The 20865-nt window shown below is 69.6% G+C and carries 20 protein-coding genes and 1 riboswitch; of the genes, 8 read left to right on the top strand and 12 right to left on the bottom strand.

Features of this window, described 5'->3' with window-relative positions; translation table 11 throughout:
- Positions 1–27: 27 nt before the first annotated feature.
- Complete coding sequence (locus tag N538_RS0120925) at positions 28–246, bottom strand: heavy-metal-associated domain-containing protein (protein WP_028638909.1); 219 nt, start codon at positions 244–246, stop codon at positions 28–30.
- A 179-nt stretch (positions 247–425) separates the two neighbouring features.
- A complete protein-coding gene (locus tag N538_RS26615; protein WP_051549490.1) occupies positions 426–2000 on the bottom strand; it encodes an MFS transporter in 1575 nt (524 codons plus the stop codon).
- Between the two features lie 422 nt (positions 2001–2422).
- Between N538_RS26615 and N538_RS0120935 the strand changes: the two genes are divergently transcribed.
- The 5 genes from N538_RS0120935 to N538_RS27670 all read left to right on the top strand — a co-directional run bounded on the left by N538_RS0120935 (position 2423) and on the right by N538_RS27670 (position 7148).
- Positions 2423–3583, top strand: coding sequence for a flavin-containing monooxygenase (locus N538_RS0120935; protein WP_231496290.1), 1161 nt, complete (start codon positions 2423–2425; stop codon positions 3581–3583).
- 244 nt (positions 3584–3827) lie between these two features.
- Positions 3828–5258 (top strand): MFS transporter, encoded by a 1431-nt coding sequence (locus N538_RS26620; protein WP_051549491.1) that lies wholly within the window; start codon positions 3828–3830, stop codon positions 5256–5258.
- A gap of 51 nt (positions 5259–5309) precedes the next feature.
- A complete protein-coding gene (locus tag N538_RS26625; protein WP_051549492.1) occupies positions 5310–6005 on the top strand; it encodes a nucleotidyltransferase domain-containing protein in 696 nt (231 codons plus the stop codon).
- Between the two features lie 173 nt (positions 6006–6178).
- Positions 6179–6553, top strand: coding sequence for a VOC family protein (locus N538_RS0120950; RefSeq protein ID WP_028638911.1), 375 nt, complete (start codon positions 6179–6181; stop codon positions 6551–6553).
- 124 nt (positions 6554–6677) lie between these two features.
- Entirely contained in the window at positions 6678–7148 is a 471-nt protein-coding gene (locus N538_RS27670; protein WP_051549493.1) for a hypothetical protein, read from the top strand.
- Between the two features lie 93 nt (positions 7149–7241).
- On the opposite strand, the gene N538_RS26635 is transcribed toward N538_RS27670, so the two are convergent.
- The 6 genes from N538_RS26635 to N538_RS28710 all read right to left on the bottom strand — a co-directional run bounded on the left by N538_RS26635 (position 7242) and on the right by N538_RS28710 (position 13955).
- The gene (locus N538_RS26635) at positions 7242–7646 is read right to left on the bottom strand and encodes an ester cyclase (protein ID WP_051549494.1); all 405 of its coding nucleotides are present in this window, start codon (positions 7644–7646) and stop codon (positions 7242–7244) included.
- Between the two features lie 100 nt (positions 7647–7746).
- Positions 7747–8001, bottom strand: coding sequence for a FitA-like ribbon-helix-helix domain-containing protein (locus N538_RS29740; RefSeq protein WP_442937198.1), 255 nt, complete (start codon positions 7999–8001; stop codon positions 7747–7749).
- Between the two features lie 1259 nt (positions 8002–9260).
- Entirely contained in the window at positions 9261–11297 is a 2037-nt protein-coding gene (locus tag N538_RS26640; protein ID WP_051549495.1) for a spermidine synthase, read from the bottom strand.
- 874 nt (positions 11298–12171) lie between these two features.
- Positions 12172–12963 (bottom strand): SRPBCC family protein, encoded by a 792-nt coding sequence (locus N538_RS27675; RefSeq protein ID WP_028638912.1) that lies wholly within the window; start codon positions 12961–12963, stop codon positions 12172–12174.
- The gene (locus N538_RS0120975; protein WP_028638913.1) at positions 12960–13538 is read right to left on the bottom strand and encodes an ArsR/SmtB family transcription factor; all 579 of its coding nucleotides are present in this window, start codon (positions 13536–13538) and stop codon (positions 12960–12962) included. The genes N538_RS27675 and N538_RS0120975 overlap by 4 nt, the downstream gene beginning before the upstream one ends.
- Positions 13539–13688: 150 nt before the next feature.
- Positions 13689–13955: a hypothetical protein gene (locus N538_RS28710; protein WP_155992350.1), complete on the bottom strand. Its 267-nt coding sequence runs from the start codon at positions 13953–13955 to the stop codon at positions 13689–13691.
- Positions 13956–13967: 12 nt separating this feature from the next.
- Positions 13968–14030, bottom strand: a riboswitch (guanidine-III (ykkC-III) riboswitch).
- Positions 14031–14373: 343 nt separating this feature from the next.
- Here N538_RS28710 and N538_RS26650 point away from each other — a divergent pair.
- Positions 14374–15414, top strand: coding sequence for an endo-1,4-beta-xylanase (locus N538_RS26650; protein ID WP_036571435.1), 1041 nt, complete (start codon positions 14374–14376; stop codon positions 15412–15414).
- Between the two features lie 163 nt (positions 15415–15577).
- Here the strand turns inward: N538_RS26650 and N538_RS0120985 are convergent, their stop codons facing one another.
- From N538_RS0120985 to N538_RS0120995, 3 genes are read right to left on the bottom strand one after another with little or no spacing between them, the layout of a single operon-like run.
- Complete coding sequence (locus N538_RS0120985; protein ID WP_028638914.1) at positions 15578–16036, bottom strand: hypothetical protein; 459 nt, start codon at positions 16034–16036, stop codon at positions 15578–15580.
- A 3-nt stretch (positions 16037–16039) separates the two neighbouring features.
- Positions 16040–16912, bottom strand: a complete 873-nt coding sequence (locus tag N538_RS0120990; protein ID WP_028638915.1) for an ABC transporter permease — start codon at positions 16910–16912, stop codon at positions 16040–16042.
- Entirely contained in the window at positions 16909–17868 is a 960-nt protein-coding gene (locus N538_RS0120995) for an ABC transporter ATP-binding protein (RefSeq protein ID WP_028638916.1), read from the bottom strand. Before N538_RS0120995 ends, N538_RS0120990 begins: the two co-directional genes overlap by 4 nt.
- 170 nt (positions 17869–18038) lie before the next feature.
- On the opposite strand from N538_RS0120995, the gene N538_RS26655 reads away from it, so the two are divergent.
- Together N538_RS26655 and N538_RS27680 are read left to right on the top strand one after the other, a co-directional pair.
- Positions 18039–18713, top strand: coding sequence for a DedA family protein (locus tag N538_RS26655; RefSeq protein ID WP_051549496.1), 675 nt, complete (start codon positions 18039–18041; stop codon positions 18711–18713).
- A 529-nt stretch (positions 18714–19242) separates the two neighbouring features.
- Positions 19243–20406, top strand: coding sequence for an HNH endonuclease signature motif containing protein (locus N538_RS27680; RefSeq protein ID WP_081790617.1), 1164 nt, complete (start codon positions 19243–19245; stop codon positions 20404–20406).
- Positions 20407–20513: 107 nt separating this feature from the next.
- Here N538_RS27680 and N538_RS0121010 read toward each other — a convergent pair.
- Positions 20514–20865: IS30 family transposase (locus N538_RS0121010; RefSeq protein ID WP_028638917.1), on the bottom strand; the 352-nt coding region annotated here is incomplete at its 5' end.

Genomic DNA, 20865 nt, shown 5'->3' on the forward strand with positions numbered 1-20865 from the left:
TGGGAGGGGTGCTGTGGGAGAGGGTGGTCAGGAGGCGAGCTGGTAGCCGGCCTCGTCGATCGCGGCGGTCATCTGGTCGTCGGCGATGGGCTGGGTGCTGGTGACGGTGACGGCGCCGGTGGTGAGGTCGACGGTGACGTCGGTGACGCAGTCGATGGCGCCGACCTCCTGCTGGACGGCGTTGACGCAGTGGCCGCAGGTCATGCCGGTGACCTGGTAGGTGCGGGTCGTCTGGGTGGTGGACATCGGGTGCTCCTTCGGGTGAGTGCAGCGGGTTGTGGATTCGCTGGGGGAGGGGGAGGTGGGTGTTGCTGGGGACGGGTAACAGCGTCGTCGCCGGTCATGGGGTTGGCACCGGGGAAATCGCCGGGATTGTCGCCGGGCTGTCGGCTGGGGTTGCCGTCAGCCCGGCGGAGCTTCCGCCGCTAGTGCCCGTGCCCGTGGCCGTGTCCGTGGCCCGCGGCGGCGGCGTTCGGGTCGTGAGCGGGCAGCAGGGCGGCGGGGAGCAGAAGCCCGACCAAGCCGACGGCGACGGCGAGGAACGCGTCGTGGGTGCCGGTGACGATGCCGGCGCGGGTGGTGAGGTCGCCGGCGATCGCGGTGAGCGCGGCGACACCCAGGGCGGCGCCGATCTCGTGGCCGGTCATCATCAGACCGGACGCCATGCCGGACTGCTCGTGCGGGACGTCGCTCATCGCGGCGACCGAGATCGCCACGAACATTGGGCCAACGCCCAGGCCGAGGAGCGCGAAGCCGGGCAGCACGTCGGTGAGGTAGCTGGGGTCGGTGTCGATCGAGGCGAGCACCAGGGCGCCGGCCGCAGAGATGACGAGCCCGGCGGCGATGAGCTTCTTCGCGCCGACGTGCGGCAGCACCTTCGACGCGACGGCGGCGCTGATGGTGATGAACGCGGCGAGCGGGAGGAACTCCACGCCGGCGACGAGCGCGGAGGCGCCGAGGACCTGCTGGAGGTACAGCGAGCTGAGGAAGATGACGCCGACCACCGCGCCGGTGACACCGGCCATGACCACCGACGCGGAGACCAGGGAGCGAATGCGCCAGGTGGCGGCCGGAACGATCGGGTCGGTGACCTTCCGCTCGTTCGCGGCGAACCCGGCGAGCAGCACGGCGGCAGCGGCGGCGGCGACCAGGGTCTGGGGTGCGGTCCAGCCGTGGCTGGTGGTGGACTCGACGGCGTACACCAGGGCGAGCAGGCCGGTGACCAGGGTAAGTGCGCCGGAGACGTCGAGGCGGCGGCTGCCGCCGCTGCCGGGCATGGCCGGGACCTTCCGGAGCACGCCGGCGAGGACGGCGGCGCCGACGGGGACGTTGATGAAGAAGACCGCGCGCCAGTCGAAGACGGTGGTCAGGATGCCGCCGAACAGGACGCCGGCGGCGATGCCCATGCTGGCGACGGTGCCCCACAGGCCGAGCGCGGTGGCGCGTTGCCGTCCGGCGTAGGTGGTCATGACGATCGACATCGCCGCGGGGGTCAGCATGGCCGCGCCGGCGCCCTGGGCGCCGCGGGCGAGGATCAGCATCAACGGTGAGGCGGCGAGTCCCGAGGCCAGGGAGCCGAGGGTGAAGACGGCGAGGCCGGTGAGGAACATCCGGCGGCGGTCGAACAGGTCGGCCATCCGGCCGCCGAGCAGCAGGAACCCGCCGCTGAGGAGCACGTAGGCGCTGACCGCCCACTGGTAGTCGCCCGAGGACAGGTGCAGGTCGCTCGCGATGCTGGGCAGGGCGACGTTCACGACGCTGACGTCGAGGACGACCATCACCTGCGCGGCGAGCATCAACCCAAGCACGGTCCACGGGCGGCGCGGCCCGTTGGCCTCGTGGCCTGCAGCGCCGTGCCCGTGACCGTGCCCGTGGGCGTGGCCGTCGGCGTGGCCGTGGGCGTGGCCGTGGGCGTGGCCGTGGGCGTCTGGGGCCTCGTGCGTGGTGTGAGCCGCCGGGGGGTGGTGGAGCCCGGCGGACTCCGTGGACTTCGTGGACATCGTCTTCTCCTTCACGCGGATGGGGGCCGGCGCGGTGGCGGTGCCGGTGATGTCTCTGAGCGTTGTCGCCGGGGGACTTGGTCGCGCTGGCGAAATCGCCGGGATCTCGCGCGCCCGGGTGTCAGAAGCCTGGAGCGGCACGGCGCCGACGAGAGCGCAGGGCGCGGGCCGCAGTGCAGGGGGAGAGCGCACGCGAGTGCGCCCGGGGCGTCGCGCCTGCTGGACCCCATGGGACAGCTGTCGACGCGGCCTGCCGTCAGCCGGTCCCGCTGAACCTGGCAATTCACCCGGTGTGAGCGGCCCGGCTGCGTTCATAGCGTCTCTGGCATCGGGACGGGAGCAGTTCGCCTCAGCGGTTCTGCTCCCGACCCGCCCCAAGCCGACACCACCGATCGACCCGGACCGACATGGAGGAGACGACCGTGACCACTCCCAGCACCCGCCACGACCCCCAGCGGCCGGCGACGCCTTTTGACCACGACGCCCTCGACGTGCTCGTTATCGGCGCCGGGCAGGCCGGCCTAGCGATCGGCTACCACCTGCGACGGGCGGGCTTGCGGTTCCTCATCGTCGACGCCGCGACCGAACTAGGCTCCTCCTGGCGCAACCGGTGGGACTCCCTGCGGCTGTTCACCCCCGCTCAGTACGACGGGCTGCCCGGCATGGCGTTCCCCGCGCGGACCGGCACTTACCCGACTCGCACGGAGGTCGCGGACTACCTGACGGCGTACGCCGCCCGGTTCGAGTTGGCGGTGCTGCTCGGCACCCCGGTCACCCGGCTCGAGCGCGACCCTCGCTGGGACGGAGACGGGTTCGTCGCCCACACGCCTCAGGGACTGCTGCACGCTCGTCAGGTCGTGGTCGCGACCGGACCGTTCCAGACCCCGGTCATCCCAGCGGTCAGCCGTGGCCTCGGGTCGGAGGTGACCCAGCTGCACAGTGCCGAGTACCGCAACCCTGCCCAGATCCGGCCCGGCCGGGTCGTGGTCGTCGGTGGCGGGAACTCCGGGCGCCAGATCGCGCTCGAGCTCGCGAGCAGCCACATCGGCGTCCCCTCCGGAAGCCACGACGTGACGCTCGCGGTCGGTACCGAGGAGCCCGAGCTTCCGCAGCGCATCCTCGGCCGTGACCTGTTCTGGTGGCTGACCAAGACCCGGCTGCTTGCGAAGCCCGTCGGCTCCCGCCTTGCGCGCCGGATGCGGGCCCGGGGCGACCTTGTCATTGGCAGCCCAATGAAGCAGCTCCGCGCGGCCGGTGTCGACATCCGGCCCCGGCTCACCGCCGCGGCCGGCGACACCGTGACGTTCGCCGACCACACCGAGAGCCGCCCCGCGACGATCATCTGGGCGACCGGGTTCCGGTCGGACTACTCCTGGATCAAAATCGACGGCGCCGTCAACGAGACCGGCGTCGCCCACCACCGCGGCGTCAGCCCGGTGCCCGGCCTGTCGTTCATCGGCCTGCCGTGGCAGCACACCCGCGGCTCGGCTCTACTCGGCTTCGTCAAGGACGACGCCGCCTGGCTCGCCGAGCGCATCACCGCCCAAGTCGCCAGCCCGACCGCGGCCGAGCAGCGGGCCTGACCCGGCTCCCCGCCCCACAAGGGCCGGCCCGTCACCGCCCTCAAACCATGTTCTGTGAAGCCGGAGTGCTCGAGCAGTTAACAGAGGCCTCTCGAGCGTCGGCTAACAGGCGGCGGGTCTGAGGCGGTAAGAGCGAAGTCCTCCTCGATCCCGGTGATCTCGCCGGTGCGAGCCACACCCTCCGCACGAAACGGTGAAGGCATTACAGACCCCGCCCCGACCGTCCCATGACCAGGTGAGAGCCATGACCAGCACCGCCACCACCATCCCGACCACCAGCCCCACGAGCGCCCCGACGACGGCCGCCCCGACGAGCGCTTCGGCGGCCGGCAGCCGGCGGCGAGTGATCGGGCTCGGGCTGCTGATCTCCGCGCAGTTCGTCGTCATGCTCGACACCTCGATCGTCAACGTCGCCCTGCCGTCCATCCAGGCCGACATGTCGCTGAGCTCCACCGGGCTCAGCTGGATCGTGAACGCGTACGTGCTCACCTTCGGCGGCCTGCTGCTGCTCTTCGGCCGGGTCGCCGACCTTCTCGGTCGGCGGCGCATGTTCATCGCCGGGTCCGCGGCGTTCACCCTCGGCACTCTGGTGGCCGCGACCGCGGTCAACGAGTGGATGCTGGTCGCCGGACGCGTCATCCAGGGCGCCGGCGCCGCCGCGCTCAGCCCGGCCGCGATGTCGCTGCTGATGCTGAACTTCCCCGGCGAGCAGCGGGCCCGGGCGATGAGCCTGTGGGGCGCGTCCTCGGCGGTCGGCGGCGCCACCGGCGTCCTAGCCGGCGGACTGCTCACCGGGACGTTCGGCTGGTCGTCGGTGTTCTTCGTGACCGTCCCCGCGTCGGTTGCTGCCGTCGTCCTGGCCCGCCGGGTCCTCGACGACACTGCCGGCGGCGCCCGCCGCCGATTCGACGCCGGCGGCGCCGTCACCATCACCGGGGCGGTCGTCGCGCTGGTCCACGGCGGCCTTGGCGCCGCCGACCACGGCCTGGCTGCGCCGAGCGTGCTCATCGCGCTCGGCACCGCCGCTGCCCTCCTGGGCGCGTTCATCGCCATCGAGCGCCGCGCCACCGACCCGCTCGTCCCGCTGGAGCTATTCGGTGCCCCGGTGCTCTCCACCGGCGTCGCCCTCGCGGTGCTCGGTGGTGCGGCCCGCGCATCGACGTTCGTGCTGGTCGCGCTGTACCTGCAGAAGGCGCTCGCGATGTCCCCGGAGCACGCGGGCCTGGCGATGGTGCCGACCTCGGTGATGGGCTTCGTGGTGAACCTGGCGGTGCTCCCGCGGGTGCTTCGCGCGATCGGCCCGCGCCGCAGCATGGTCGTCGGCCTCGGCATCCTGGCGGTCGGCCACCTGTGGATCGCGTACGCACCCACCGGCGCCGGCTACCCGGTCGCGGTCCTGCCGGGGCTGCTGCTGGTCGCGACCGGCGTAGCGCTTAGCTTCACCCCGACCACCATGGTGATCGCCTCCGCTGCCCCCGACACCCACAGTGGACTCGCCTCGGGGCTCGCGAGCTCCGCGACGCAGGTCGGCGCGGCCCTGGGCACCGCAACCTTCACCGCCATCGCACTCGGCAGCGGCCAAGGCATCATCGACGGGTTCACCGCCGCGTTCACCGCTGCCGCGGTTGTCGCGGTTGCCACCGCGGGCCTAGCTATGACCATCGTCCGCCGCTGACACGAAGCCAGAGCCGCAGCGATGATGCTCGAGGAGGACTAGAGAGGACCCATGGAATCCCCGTCGCGAGAAGACACCAGCTCGACCGAGCCGCCGACCGAACAACCGCCTAGCGCGCAGCCGGCGGCGACCGGCCACCTTCCACCCGAGGAGTTCAACCGCTGGTACGGCGGCTGGGACCCCTTGACTCCAACGACGATCGCTGAATTCCTGGACGGGTTCGACCGGCCCTGGTGGATCATCGGCGGCTGGAGCATCGAGGTATTCACCGGCGTGCCCCGCGATCACGAGGACATGGACATCTCAATCCTGTCCAGCGACGCCGAGGCGTTCCGGGTTTTCCTCGGTGACCGGTGGACGCCGTGGAACGTCGACGAGGGCTGGTTCCGACCGTTCGATTCCCGGTTCACCGACGTCCGCCCGGACAGCCAGATTTGGGTCCGCCGGGACGCCAGCTCGCCGTGGATCCTCGACGTCCCGTTCACCCCCGCCACCGGCGGCCGCTGGACGAACAAGCGGCACCGCGCGCACACCGAGGACCTCGCTGATGTCACTTGGGTCGCCCCGGACGGACTGCGCTACGCCAAGCCCGAGGTCACCTTGATGTTCAAGGCCGCTCAGACGCGGGAAAAGGACCGGCGCGACGCCGAGATCGCGCTGCCGATGTTGGAAGACCATGCCCGGGACTGGCTGCGGCGCACCGTCGCGCTCCTCGACGCGCACCACTCCTGGCTACGAGACCTCTGACGGCACGAGCGCAGCTGAAGCTTCTCGGCCGATCGCATCGCGACCGCCAGTCCGCGCCCTTCGGCTGCTTCGATGAACCCGGGACCACCCTGCCCGACCCCGGCTACCCCGGGAGCCACACGGCAATCGCCCTGCACAAGTCGTGCCTGCGTGAACGCGATAGAAAGATCTCAATGCCTCACCTTGAAGCCATCACCATCCACGCCCGGCAGCCCGCCGAGCTGGCCCCGTTCTGGTCCGCCGCCCTCGGGTTGCCGATCGACCCCGCCGACGTGGCCGCGATCGCCGACGGAACCCTCGGTGACCGCGAGTCCGTGCTCCTCGGGCAACGCGACGGGCTGCACGTTTGGGTCAGCCCCGCGGATGAACTGCCGGAGCTGGGCGGACGGGTCCACCTCGACGTCCGCCTCGACGACGACTTCGGGCCACAAGATCTCCTCGACGCCGGCGCCACCCTGGTCTGGGACGAGCCGCAGGGCCGGTGGTCGGTCTACACCGATCCGGAAGACAACCGGTTCTGCGCGGTTCCTGCGACCGGCAAGCCCTGACCTCATGCGGCGGCGCTGGCGCCGGTCGAAGGGAGCACCTCCATCGAGGTGAAAAGGGCCGTCATTCGCCCAGTCAGCCGCATCGGGTGGCACCATGCCAACCACTGGAGGTAACACACACGCCATGACCGCACACCAGCCCGCGGACAACTCGACCGGTCCCGACCTGTCCACGGCCACGAGCCTGCGAGACCTCCGCGTCCCGATCCTGGCCGGAGTCGCGGTTGGCGTATTGCAGGCGCTGACCCCGTTCGCATTCTGGTGGCTGTCGGCTGCGACGGTGTACGCGATGGGCGTGGCCGTCATCGCCGCGATCTACATCGGTTTCAGCGTTGCCGACGGCCGCCCGAGGGTAATCGCGGTAGAGACGGTCGTCGCGACGGGCTTCCTCGTTGTCGCGGCCGCCGGGGTCACAGGCACCGCGTGGCTGCTCGTGGCCGGCCTCCTCGGGCACGGGCTGAAGGACTACTGGCAGCACCGCACCCAGTTCGTGGCCAACACCCGCTGGTGGCCACCGTTCTGCGCGGTTGTCGACGTCGTCGTCGCGGTCATCCTTGCGATCGCGATCCTCGCGGGAGCCGACTTCCACGGCTGACCGGTGGCTCCTGGCCAGCCGTGGAAGTCGGCGCGTACGGTGGCCATGGACCGGTCAAGAGCCTGACCGCGCGGAGTCTGCGCGCGTTGAGGGTCAGTCTCTGGGGGCCAGCTGTGCTCGCAGTCCGGCTAGGTCACCGAGCACCCAGGCGTCCGCTAGCTGGCCGTCGTGAAGAGTGAAGAATGCAGCGCCGGCGTAGGCGAACCGACGACCCGTAGGCCGCAATCCTGCGAGCGGTCCATCGTGGGTTCCGGTGTACAACAGTCGTGCCGCTGCTTGGTTGCCGTCGACGACCAGGGCCTGAATGGCGTTGTGGAAGTCGCTCGACCCCGCACGGATGAGGTCGCGGTACTGCCGCCAGCCGGCACGCCCATGCGTCTCGTTCCCTAGCGACCCGCGGAACGAGAAGTCGACGGTCAAGACGGTGTCGACCATGGTGTCGTCCCAGCGGTTCCACAGGTCGGCGTAGAAGGCGTTGACGAGTTCGGCTCCGTTCACGGGGGCTCAGCCTTCCACAGGGGCCGCCTCGCCGGCGGTACCCCTAGTCGCAATCGGACTTCCGAATCACTCCGAATCACGACCGGGTAGGTGAACCGATCTACCGTGTAGCGCGGTGGTCCCGGACCGCTTCGCTCGACGAGCGAAACGTCACCTGCCAGCCGGACCTTCCGCCGGCTCGAGCTAGCACCTCGTCCAACGTCGGCCGGGATGCCTCAGCAATGAGCCAAGACCGCAGATACTCCTGTAAAGACTGGTTCGCGGCTGCCGCGCGCTCGCGCAGCACGGTGTGAGTCTCCTCCGGCACCCCCTTGATTTGAATGCTGGGCATGGGGACATTCTGGCGCCGGAGCATCTGGTCGCAAGCTGAGTGGATGCGCGAAGCCTCCGCCGCTTGGGACTTCTACCCATCGATCACACGTTGCGGAGTTCGCCTTCGCGACCTGGGCGATGGACGAGTCAGACTCCCGGAAGACCCGGATCACGTCCTCGCGGAACTCCTTGGGGAACGCCTTCGGCATGGTGCACATCCTTCCAGCGCCGACACACATCGACGCAGATCAGATGTCACCTATCCGTGCAGCAGACCCAGATGCGCCCCGCTCGATCACATGCGTGGGCAGATCCGGCAAGTGCGGTTAGCTCGCGGTGTGGTTGTGTCTGTCCGTCGTGCTGTGATCGAGACCGGCAAGGTGACCGTTTGTCGAGCTCTTTGTCGGGATTGGTGGGTTGTGAGCGTGCGGATCTGGGGAACGACCTGGGGCAATACCTGGGTATCTGAGCGTGAATCGTGAAGACGCGTCGCAGACCTTGCTCGGGGTCAGGAAGACCACCTGCCACACGGGACAGAAGGGCCCCTGACCTGCGGAAACGCAAGTCAGGGGCCTTTCGTAACCCGGGTGGGGTAGGTTCCGCGCTTGCTTCTGGCGCCCCGCCTCGGGCTGGCGTCGCAACGCTCTGACCTGCGGAAACGCTGATCGGATCATTCGGCCGAGCTGTGGCTGTGTCGAATACGTGTCGAAGTTCGGTCGCGACTCGCGCTGCGAACGTGGTGCTCGATGTTCTGACCTGCGGCGACGGCGAGCCAGGGGTATCGATCGCCGACGGATAGTGGGTCCGTCGCCATAAGCCCTGTCCACGTTGACGACTGCGCCATTGTTCTTGGCCACAACGGAGAAGTTCCGGGCCGGATCGACGAGCGCCATCCGGCACCTTGGCCACGAGCATCGTTCCTCAGCGGAGGACTCGGTGGATCGCTAGACGGTATGGAGTGACCCCTCAGGGCTGCTGAGGGTTGCGGGCCGGGGCCCCACTCACAAATGGTTGTGGGTTACCGAGTAGGCCGCCGGCCTGCCCGTCATCGGCTCGGGCTTCTTCCCGCGTGCGCGAGTTCATCCACAGCGGCCGCGAGGTCCTGCTCGCAGGAGACGACAGGAGCATGGTCGCCTCGATGGCGCGGCTGGTCACGGACGTCGCGCTTCGCGAGGCGACCGCGATCACGACGAGCGAACCCCGATCGAGCACGACTGGCCTGCCGCGCTTCGGAGAACCGCCCGGTTGTACGAGCGCGCCGCGGAGGTCGCAGCGGCGGCACGGCCCAGCCTCCTGACGGGACTACCTCAGCGCCGGCGCCCGCGGCTTGAGCAGGAACGCCAGGAGGTAGAGCGCGCCGACCACGACCAGCAGGTTGCGGTAGCCGGTCAGCAGCGCGGCGTACTCCAGGCAGCCGCCGAGGATCGCACCGAGCAGGTTGACCCCGAACGCCGCCTGCGAGTTGTCCGACTCCGCGAATCTCTTCGCGAACGCGACGTTGGCCAGGAAGATCGGGAGGAACGCGATCGCGGTCGCCAGCAGGAGCCGCGGCCAGAACGGCAGCTGCAGTAGCCACTCCGGCTTCACGACGTACGCCAAGGCGAGCGAGGCCGCGATGAGAGCGAACACCACCGGCAACGAGGGCGTCCGGAACCTCCTCGTCGCCTCGACCGCGGCCAGCACGCTGAGGAGCACGCCGGTGAACACCATCGCGTTGACGACCCACGTGGTGCCGAAGAGGTTGGCGAAGGTCGCGATGTTCTTGGTCTCGAGCAGCAGGAACGCCGCGCCCATGCAGAACAGGTCGGCGTACGGACGCATCGACCGCAGCGGCCCGCCGATCGCCCGGACGAGGACCAGCGAGAGCAACAGGATGCCGCCCAGTGCCCACAGGTAGATTGCGGGCAGCATGCCACCGTCGTAGTAGAGGAACGGCGCGTCGTCGTGCACCGGTGCGGGGTACGACGCGGGCAGCGCGTGGTTGTCCGCCAAGCACCGCTGGTTGGCGGCATCGCGGGCGACCGAGATGACCGCGGTAGCGCCGGAGACGATGTCGATGCAGGGCGGGTGGCCGAAGGCCTCGGCCGCCGTACCGCCGAGACGATCCACGAGCCAACTCTCGCGGTAGTAGTTGTACATCGCGAAGACGCCGTCCGCGGTGAGGTGGTCGCGTGCGGCGCGTAGCGCCTCCTCGGTGAACAGGAAGGACTCCAGGCGAATCTGCGAGGCGCCGCTGACCAGCGCGAGCGAGTCGGGCAGCGCGAACAGGATCAGGTCGTACTTCTCGTCGGTGTTCTCGAGGAACGCGCGGCCGTCGTCGATGTGCCGAGTGACCCCGGGATCCTGGTAGGCGTGGTCCGGGTTGCCGTCCACGCCGATCTGCACCAGTCGCGGGTCGATGTCGACTGCGTCGACGCGCTCGGCGCCCTCGCTGAGGGCGATCGCGACGTCCGAGCCCGAGCCGGCGCCGATGATCAGCACGTCGCGCAGCGGGGCGTCGGTGCGGTGGGCGTACGGCGCGCCGTAGATCGCCGAGGAGCGGCTCAGCTTCCACGAGGCCGGCGACATCGACTGGTGCGGGACGCCGTTGACCGAGATGTACACGCGGGTGGCGCCCTGGTCGGTCTCGGTGCGGGTGGTGACCTTGTAGTAGGGCGACCACGAGACACCGGGGCTCAGGGTCTCGGAGAGCAGGGCGCCCACCACGACGACGGCAGCGCCGATCGCCACCCACCGAGCGCGGCCGCGGACCAGGACGACGAGGCCGATCGCGACCAGGATCCCCCACGCCACCGACGGCGCCCACAGGAACGACAGCACCGTGAACGTGCCGATGCCGAGCAGCGAGCCGATGAGGTCCCAGCGGTACGCCGTCAGCGGCTCCAGGTCCGCGAAGCATCGGCCCACGGCCTCGGCCGGGCCGGCCAGCACCGCCGCGGTCAGCAGGAACACCAGCGGCAGCACCAGCCAGGCCGGCGGGCCGGAGCTGTTCAGTGCCGTGAAGTAGATGAGGTCGGCTCCGGTCCGGTCGATGGTCACCGGGAACAGGTGCACGCCCAGCACCAGCAGGGCGAGCAGGACGGGCGTCCACGGCAGCACCGACCAGCTCTTGCGGGCGATGAGGAAGCCGAGTCCGACGCCCAGGAAGGACCCCAGCAGCACGAAGTTCGTGAAGTACGACAGGTGGACGATGTTCGCGCCGAGCCAGCGGATCAACGCCAGTTCGAGGAACAGCATCAAGAAGCTGCCCAGCACCAGCCGGGGCACGACGGTCCGCGGACGCGCAAGGAATCCCCGCGCGCGCCCCGCGCCTGCGGCCTCTCCTGTCGTGGCGTTCACCCGGCCTCCTCCAGCCATCGCGACGTGGCCGTGAGGCCACCTTGGTCCGCGACCGAGCCGGCTGTACAGACCCTCGCTCGACGACCCGGCGACGTTGCGTCGCGTCGCTTGGTCTGACTCGACCGGTGGGTGGCGGCGCGCAGACGTCGACGATGGGCCCTCCGCTGGAGGACCTACCGTCGGGTGGTGCGGCGTCTCGGGCGCCGCAAGGGTGACGCCAGGAGCGGCCGGTCGTGTCACTCCTGGGGTTGGGAACCTCCCCGTCGCCGTCACCTTGGATGTCGGAGGCGTCCTGGTGGCCGCCGGCGCGGGAAAGATGCCGTTCCGCGAGGTCTGCGCGCGTTTGTCCGAGGAGAGACACGATCATCCGAGCTATTCCGAAGCACTCGATCACTTCCAGAGGGTTTGGGACCCGAACCGAGGTTGGATCCGCTCGCCGAGGTCGTAGCACGGAGGCCCGGTTGGTGGCGGCCACATGCGGTCGAGGGCGGGACGACTACGCAGTGTGGACTGTAAATCCGTCGGCTTTGCCTTCGAAGGTTCGAATCCTTCACCTGCCACACGGGACAGAAGGGCTCTGACCAGCGGAAGAGCGGCCGGGGGCCCTTCGCGCGTCGAGCCAGCCGACAGGCAGGCGTGCCGCAGGTCGTAGCGGCCGCGGGCGAAGCAGAGGCAGGCGAAGTAGGCGGAAAGCGCCCAGTGGTGACGGGGCATTCACGCGACCGTCGGTGTCTGGCCGTGGACCGAAGCCCTGCACCGAGAGGTGACTCAGCGCGTCCGCTGATCGGCTCGATGCAGCCGTGCACTCGGTGCGCCGACTGGCGGAGGGCGACGCACCTGCGTCGACAGGGCCTCGCCCGGTAACGGTAGAAGATCAGGCCGGGACGGAGATTGCCTGCAGCCAGGCCTGCCAAGCCGGCTGTTCGCGCCGCACGTAGTCCGCGGCGTCGGCGGAGAACAGGTACGCCCGGACGCCCGCCGTCGCCTTGCCATCGCCCTCGTCCCACGTGAAGACGCTGAGCATTCCGGGCACCGGCGCGGTGAGCCGCACGAGTGTCTGCCGCTCGCCGACGCGCTCGACCGTACCGGTGGCGCCACGCACCTCGACCGTGGCGCCCTCGTCGCCCAGCCCGAGCGCGTCGTGCAGGATCGACCAGAGCGTCTCCGCGTCGCCGGGGTGGGAGGCGCTGGCCTCCAGGTGTGTGGCCTCCTGGCCGGGGAAGTACGACAGGTAGAGGCGCAGGTTGTCGAAGAACGGCATCCAGCCCGGACCCATGGTGTCCCAGAACTCCGACTCCCAGGCGGCGCCGGTCCCGAAGCCGCTGCTGGTGACGCGCACGATGCAGGTCCCGCCGGACTGTGCCTCGACGAGGAACTCCGACGTCAGCGGGCTGAGAGCATCGGGGTCCTTGCCCATGAGGGAGGCCCAGTCCTCCTCATAGACGAGGCGGCGCGGCGGCTCCCATGCGGTGACCTGGCCGTCCGAGCCCATCTCGGGGCCCATGGTGAAGTGAAGGGAGCCGCCCTCGCGCTCCTCCATCTCGGTCGGCGTGAACCAGGCACTCATGCCCTTCGCGGTCGCGATGGCCTGCCAGACCTGCTCGGCGGTGCCCGGAACCTCGACGCTGAACTCCAGGCGGTACGGGACGTTCGGGGTGGTGCTCATGGGTTCTCCTCAGGGAGGGGGTGGGCGGCGACGAGGAGCCGGTGCGGGCGCCCGTCGTCGTGGTGGTAGCGAGCTGCCAGGTCGACCACTGCAGCGGTCAGGTCGTCGGCGAAGGCCGCCCGGTCGGCGGCCGACCGGAAGCCGATCTGCGTGTCGATGGTCAGCGTCGGCAGGCGCTTGCCGGACGCGCCGGCCCGGCGCGCCAGGGCGCCGACCTCGCGCACCAGCCGACCGGCCAGCGCGACGAGGTACCCGGCCGACAGGTGGTCAGCGTTGGCGGCCGGGTCGGCCGCGGACGCGCTGACCGCAGCCGGCGACACGACGTACGACGCCGCTGAGGCCTGCAGCACCCGCTCGGTGATGCCCCCGTGCCGCCGCTCGTCGGACAGCTCCACCAGGCCGTGCGCCTCGAGCGCCTTGAGGTGGTAGTTGACCTTCTGGCGCGCGATCCCGACTCGAGCGGCGAGCCCGGCCGCGGAGGCTGGTCGGGCCAGCTCGGCGAGCAGCCGGGCCCGGACCGGATCCAGCGCGGCGGCGGCTGCCTCCGCGCTCTCGATGACCTCGACATCCTGCATCGCCCCACGATCGCCTTGACAATAAATCTTGTCAAGAGATGTGTGCGCTCGACATGGTGCCGAGGAGGTGCGGGAGGGCGCACCTACCGCTGCGGGCCACGGCTCACGCAGCGAGCATCAACGATCTCGGCGCTCCTCGATACCAGTGCTCTACAGCGGCGATGTGACACGGCTTGTTGAAGCCCGACGGGGTACGCGGTCGGACGCGTGACCCCCGGCATTGCTCTCGGGCAGCTCCGCCATCACCGTCAGCGGCGGCCGGTTGCGGTCGATCCACACTCGCGTGGCACCTGCTTCGAAGAGCGTCGACTCCAGGGCGTCGAGTATCAGGCCGAGGAGTCGCATCTCGAGGTGCACTGGCAGGGTTGCCACCGGCACGCCGTGCGGCGGGATGTCGTGACCTGCGGGCTTGACCATGCCGTACTCCCGGGTGCGTCGTCTTTGCTTCGGGTACGGCGCGTCTCGTCCGGAAGCCGACTACTTCAGCTTCAGTTCGCAGGATGGCACACGAGCGCGGGTTTCGCCACGGTTCAGGAAGTGACATGGCAGCGCGGAGCCGTTGGCTCAGTGCGGTTCCGCACAGGTCTTCCGGACGCCGGCCTCCGGGGTGTATGCCAGTCCTACGAGAAATCGATTTGGGCGCATGAGGCCCGTCGCGGTTCTCTCGTCGCCGGCCGGTCAACGGGGACCGGCGCGGTACTCGCGCCGCTGGCGCGGGCATCTCGGGAAGGGACAGGCAATGGCAACTGTCGGATCGACACGAAGGTCATTCCTCATCGGCAGCGGGATCGGGGCAGCTGCCGTGCTCGGCGGAAGCGCATCGACTTTCCTGGGCATGGCGCCGGCCGCCGCGGCGCCCGGCGGTTCGCTGTACCAGGCGGCGCTGGCCAAGGGCATCCGGTACGGGTCGTCGGCAGCGACCTGGCAGGTCCAGCCCGACGCGGCCTATGCCGCCTTGTACGCCCGCGAGAGCGGCTTCCTGCTGACCGAGGACGACCTGCTCTGGTACCGGCTCAAGCCGACCAAGGATTCGCCGCTCGACTTCACCTACGGCGACCAGATCGTCTCGTTCGCCACGAGCAACGCCCAACCCGTGCTGGCCGCCCACCTGGTGTGGGACGAGGGCCTCGGGGACGGGTGGGAGCAGGACGCGCTCTACAACCTCAGTACGCAGGAGGCGCGCGATCTGCTGTTCCCGACGATCCAGCAGGAAGTCGCCCACTACCGGGGCCAGGTCAAGGCGTGGGTGGTGGCCAACGAGGTGACCGACGGCCGGCGCAAGGACGCGCACGGCTTCTGGACGGTGAACCCCTGGTACCAGACCATCGGGCCGACCTACGTCGAGGAGGCCTTCAACCTGGCCCACCAGCAAGACCCCAACGCGCTGCTCCTCATCAACGACTTCGGCTTCGAGACCGGCTCGGACGCCGCATCCCGGCGGACGTCGATGCTGGCGGCGATCGACTACCTGAAGAGCAAGAACGTCCCCGTGCATGCCGTCGGCATCCAGGCGCACCTCAACGCCAACGGGTTCGCGCGCAGCTTCGACACCACCGCGTACCGGACGTTCCTGGCCATCTTCATCACCGAGCTGGACGTCCAGGACGACGGGCTCAAGGCTGACGTCGCGTCCAGGGACGCGGGCGTCGCCGACGTCTACACGAGGTACCTGTCCGTCGCGCTCCAGGAGCCCGCGGTGAAGGTCGTGCTGAACTTCGGGCTCTCGGACCGCTACACCTGGCTCCAGGAGGACTACCCGCGCAAGGACGGCGCCGCGCGCCGGCCACTGCCCTTCGACGAGAACCTGCAACCCAAGCCGGCGTACAACGCCATCCTGCAGGCCTTCCAGGGGGCGCCGACGCGCACTCCCATCTAGATCTCTCGTCATGCCTGCGCTGGTCAGTGGGGGCAGGCAAGACGCGACATCGACCGGCTGGTCATGCTGAGCCGAGGTCCGGCAGGTCTGGAGGACTGCAACGAGGCGGAGGCGGCGTTCACCGTCGACCGTGCTCCCCGCCTTGCGGTCCTGAGTGCTGGCGCTACCGGTTGCTGGTGTTCGTGCGGTTGTCGTAGACGTCGAAGCACCCGTCGAAGCCGACCTTCGGGTCCGGGAGCTGCGCCCCTGTCGAGGCGTCGGTGATCATGGCGTTGCGGTTGTCGGTGTTCGAGGCCTGGTAGCAGCCGAGCTGGTCGATGAGGACGAGGAGTGAGACGTCCTTCTTCTTCCCGTCGACGGTGTAGGAGAGGTCGCAGCCCCACGAGCCCGGTTGCGAGTCCTGCTTGGTGTTGACCGAGCTGTGGCACTCGGTGCTGGTGACATCCGGGGTCACCGGACGGTGCCCCTGGAGCTGCTCGCTGAGAGCGTAGGCGTGCGCGAACGTCGCTGGCACGTCGTTCTCGACGCGTCCGCGAGTGGTGTCCGGCGTGCAGGCGCTGGCGCCGACGACGACCGCGCCGAGAGCGACGGTCGTGGCAAGGACCTTTCTCAGGTGCCGCATGGATCAGCCCTCCTGGATGTCTCGGCGGTGGAACACGACGTAGGCGATCGTCAGCGCGACCGCCGTGTAGATCGCTGAGACCACGAGGCCCCGCAGGAACGGCTCGGCGTACGACGGATCGTCGAGCAGGCCGCGCCACGCGTTCATGGGCCAGTTCAGCAAGGCGTGCCGCACCGTGTCCCACGCGTTGAGGAACATGTACATCTGGAAGACCAGGCCGATCACGACCGGTACGACGACGCCGAGCACGCTGTTGCGGGTCAGCACGGACACGCACATGGCGATCGACGCGAACCCGATCAGGGGCGGCAGCACGCTCAGCCAGCTCTCGGCCACCATTCCGATCGCGTGGGCGGTGGACGGGACCTCGAGGTTGCCGACCGTGATGAACGGCTGGTCGCCGACCGCCACGAGCCCGGCGATCAGCGCGCTCGCGCCGATGGCGATCACGAGGCCGACGGTCGCGACGAGAGCTGCGGTCACCTTCCCCCAGAACACTGCTCGTCTGCTGACCGAGCGGGTCAAGATCGTCTTGTAGGTCCCGTAGTTGTCCTCGGAGGAGAAGATGTCGCCGGAGATGAACGCGGCGATCAGGGGGAACAGCCACTGGGTCGCGGTCACGAGGACGACCATCGGAGTCGCGAACCCGGTGGTCTTGAGGTACCGGCCGTACAGGGTCTCGAGAGGGAGCTGGTCCTGGTGGAGCACCAGCAGGATGAAGATCCACGGTGCCACCAGCAGGACGGTCGCCACGACCCTGGTCCTCGTCTGGCCGAGCAGCTTGCGCAGCTCGACGCCGAACACCGTGCCGGCGCCGGCCGTCGTCCTGGCGGTCGTGATGGGTGTCCTGGTGGTCGCGGCGCTCGTCGTCGTCATGCCGCCGCCTCCTCGTCGGTCGGCGTGCCGGTGCCGCCCTCGGTCAGGCGGAAGAACAGGGTCTCCAGTGCCGAGGTGGGGGCGTGCAGTCGGTGGATGCCGAGGCCGGCGTGCACGAGCTCGCGCGAGAGCCGTTCGACGGTCGCCTCGTCCGCGTCGAAGACGATCTGCGGCCCGTCGAGCTGGACGTGTTCGACGCCGGCGAAGCCACGGCACACCTCCACCGCGACGTGGTTGTCGGTGGTGTCCAGGTGCCGGGTCGCCCGCCCGGCCTGTGCACGCAGCTCGGTGATCGGCCCGTCGTACGCGAGACGTCCCCTGCGCATGATGGCGACGCGCGTGCAGATCTCGTCGACCTCGACCATGTGGTGGCTCGAGAGCAGGATGGTCAGCCCGGTGTCGACCAGCCGATGGATCAGGTTCCGCATGTCGCGGATCCCCGCCGGGTCCAGGCCGTTGGTCGGCTCGTCGAGCACGAGCAGGCGCGGGTCCCGCATCAGCGCTGCGGCCACCCCGAGTCGCTGCACCATCCCGTAGGAGTACTCGCGGACCCGGCTGTCGCGTCGGTCGAACAGGTCCACGACCTCCAGGACCTCGTTGATCCGTTGGGGCCGCAGACCGCCGTCGAGGCGACCGAGCAGCTCGAGGTTCTTGCGACCCGACAGGTAGGGGTAGAAGCGCGGCGCCTCGACGAACCCGGCCACCTCGGCGAGCGCGCGCCGGGGCTCGGGCTGCACCGGGACTCCGGAGACCGAGATCTCCCCGCTGTCGGGACGGATCAGGCCGAACAGCATCCGCATGAATGTCGTCTTGCCAGCCCCGTTGGGACCGAGGAGGCCGTAGACGTCGCCCGCGCCCACCTCCAGGTCGACGTGGTCGACCGCGCTCAGCGCGCCGTACGTCTTCGTCAGGCCCTGAGCCGATACGACGGGCTCTCCTTCACGTGCTCCGGTCATGCTCGCGACCGTAGGGAAGGCCCATGAAGGCGAGATGAAGTGCGGCGGCCTCTCGGCGGTGCGACCGCGGGGATCCCCCGGAGTCCGTTCGCGCCCGCGCCGACTGCCGGATGCCGTCATGGACCGCTGGGCGCAGGTTCCTCACAGGTTCACCGGGGTACAGATTGCGCATGCTGCAGGGCGCGCTGGATGCGATCCGATCCGTTCCCGCCGCGCTCGCCTACGCCATCATCGCCCTGCTCGTCTTCGCCGAGGCCGCCGTCTTCGTCGGGTTCGTCCTTCCTGGCGAGACCGCCGTGCTGCTCGGTGGCTTCATGGCGAGCCAGGGCCACCTCGACATCGTCACCTTGATCGTGGTCGTCGTGGTCAGCGCGATCCTCGGCGACACCGTCGGCTACGAGGTCGGCAAGCATCTCGGACCACGGGTGTTGCAGTTCGGCGTCCTGCGCAAGCACCAGCCGCGGCTCGCGAAGGCTCAGGAGATGCTCCGCCGGCGCGGAGGACCGGCGATCTTCCTCGGCAGATGGACCGCCTTCTTCCGAGCCGTCATGCCAGGGATCGCCGGCCTCAGTCAGATGCGCTACCGGACCTTTCTGCTCTGGAACGCCCTCGGGGGCGTCACGTGGGGCGTCGCCATGTGCCTGGTCGGCTACTTCGCCGGCGCCTCCTACGAGAAGGTCGCCTCGGCCATCGGCGAGGGGACCGCCGTCGTCATCGCCGTACTGGTGGTCACGGCGCTGGTGGTCGGGCACGTGCGACGGAGGCGGCGAGAGGAGTCAGGGGAAGCGGGGCACGTCACAACGTCGCACGACCCTGGGGAGGGCGAGGCGGACGTTCCGGAGTGAGCGGGGTTGCTGGCGAAGCGACCAAGCAGAGGGTGGGCGTCTCACCCTGCGCCTGGCGTTCGACTTCCAACCTCAGCCACGGCGTGCGTGGGCCACATCGGTCGCACGTCCGCCGAACGGGCCAGCATTTCACCGGGCGGGTTCGCAGCCGAGGCGGCAGTGCCCTGACGGTTGGGGCTGCGATGTGGAGTGAAGCACGACAGCGGCTGATGAAGCCCCTCGGTAACCGGCTGGTAGCGGTCGGGCCGTGGCATGCCAGCGTTCATGCTCTGGCCCGCGTGACGTGCTCAACCTGCCCGAGCGGCCCTCCTGTGTCCGTGGCTTTCTGGCCGTGGGTGGTTGCGACCGACAGGGCAGCTACGGGAAGGGTGGGTGGGTGGTCGTCACCGGTTCCCGGCCTGCGGGTCTCGGGGGCCGCGCGCCGCCTGTGGAAAGCGGCTCGGAATCGTGACCTTTTCGTTACCCAGATCCCTGTGGAGCAAGGGGTTCTGGGCCTCTCAGTGTCGGTGGCCGGTGCTTGAGTAGGGCCATGACAGCGATGGCCACACCTCGACACCGAGTCTCGGTGGCCGTCGCCCACGCCCACACCGAGATCGATGCGGTCGCGGACGCCTCGGTGTGGTCCATGGAGCCCGCCGAGACCACCGCGACGCTCGTGGAGATCAGCAAGCTCAAGGCGAAGGTCGCCGAGCTCGAGGCCCGGGTCGCCGAGCACGCCGACGACGAGACCGTGGACGCGTGGGCGCACCGGACCCGGCAGACCAAGCCCGCGGTGCTGGGCCGGGTCAGGCTCGGCCAGGCACTGGTGACCCGCGGCCATGTCCGGGACGCGCTTGCGGCCGGTGACCTGGTGGTCGAGCAGGCCCGGGTCATCGTCACGGCGCTGGACCGGCTGCCCGGCGACCTCGACACGACTCTGGTGGGTCGGGCGGAGCGGCACCTGGTGGCCGCTGGACGGGAGCACACCGCCCCGACCCTGCGGGTCCTGGGCAAGCGACTGATGGACGTGGTCGCACCCGACCTGGCCGACGCCTACGAAGCCCGCCAGCTCGCCCGCGAAGAACGCGACGCGCTGCTCGCCACCAAGCTGGTCATGGTCGACGACGGGCACGGCAAGTGCCACGGCCGGTTCACCGTCCCGTCCTTCCACGGTGCCGCGCTGAAGAAGATGCTGCTCGCAATCGCCGCCCCCAAACGGCTGGAACCGCAGGAACCGGGCGTCCCGCTGCGCCCCGGACCCGAACGCCGGGGCCGGGCGTTCTGCGAGCTCATCGAGCGCTACCCCGCCCACCAGCTCCCCCAGACCGGGGGCGTCTCGGCCACCATCGTGGTCACCATGACCCTGGAGGCCCTCGAAGGCCGCATCGAGCACGCCGCACTGCTGGACACCGGGGAGCGGATCACCGCGGCCACCGCCCGCCGGCTGGCCTGCGAGGCCGGGATCATCCCCGCCGTGCTCGGCGGCAACTCCGAGGTCCTCGACCTCGGCCGCACCCGCCGGTTCCACACCAGGGCCCAGCGGACCGCGATCGCGATCCGGGACCAGCACTGCACCGAACCCGGCTGCGACTGGCCCCCGGCGATGTGCCACGTCCATCACGACATCCCGTGGAGCCGCGGCGGACCCACCGACCTCGACCACGGCAGGCTCCTTTGCCCTAGACACCACACCAGATTCCACCGACGGACCTAGGCCGACCGGCCCGACGAAGCTCCACCACAGAACGGCCGATCCGCGCGGTCCTGCCTGACAAACCCCAACGCCGCGAGCCGCGCGGAATGCGGTGCGGGCTCAGGCGGTCAACGCAACATTTCGGCTAGTGCTTGTGATGGTGTCTTGAAGGCGAGGGTCTGTCGAGGACGGTCGTTGAGCTCGAGTGCGATGGCGTCGAGGTCGTCTTGTGTGAGAGTGCGGAAGTCGAGTCGTCGGGGCATGTACTGGCGCAGCAGCCCGTTGGTGTTCTCGTTGCTGCCGCGCTGCCAGGGCGACTTCGGGTCGCAGAAGTAGACGTCGATGCCGGTCTGGTTGGTGAACCGCTTGTGCTCGGCCATCTCGTGGCCCTGGTCCCAGGTCAGCGACTTCGCCAGGTGCTTGGGCAGGTGCTGCACTGCTGCGGCCAGGGCGTCGGCGACGGCGTCGGCCTTGTGGTTG

It is taken from the genome of Nocardioides sp. URHA0032 (genome assembly GCF_000620645.1).
Lineage (GTDB): Bacteria > Actinomycetota > Actinomycetes > Propionibacteriales > Nocardioidaceae > Nocardioides.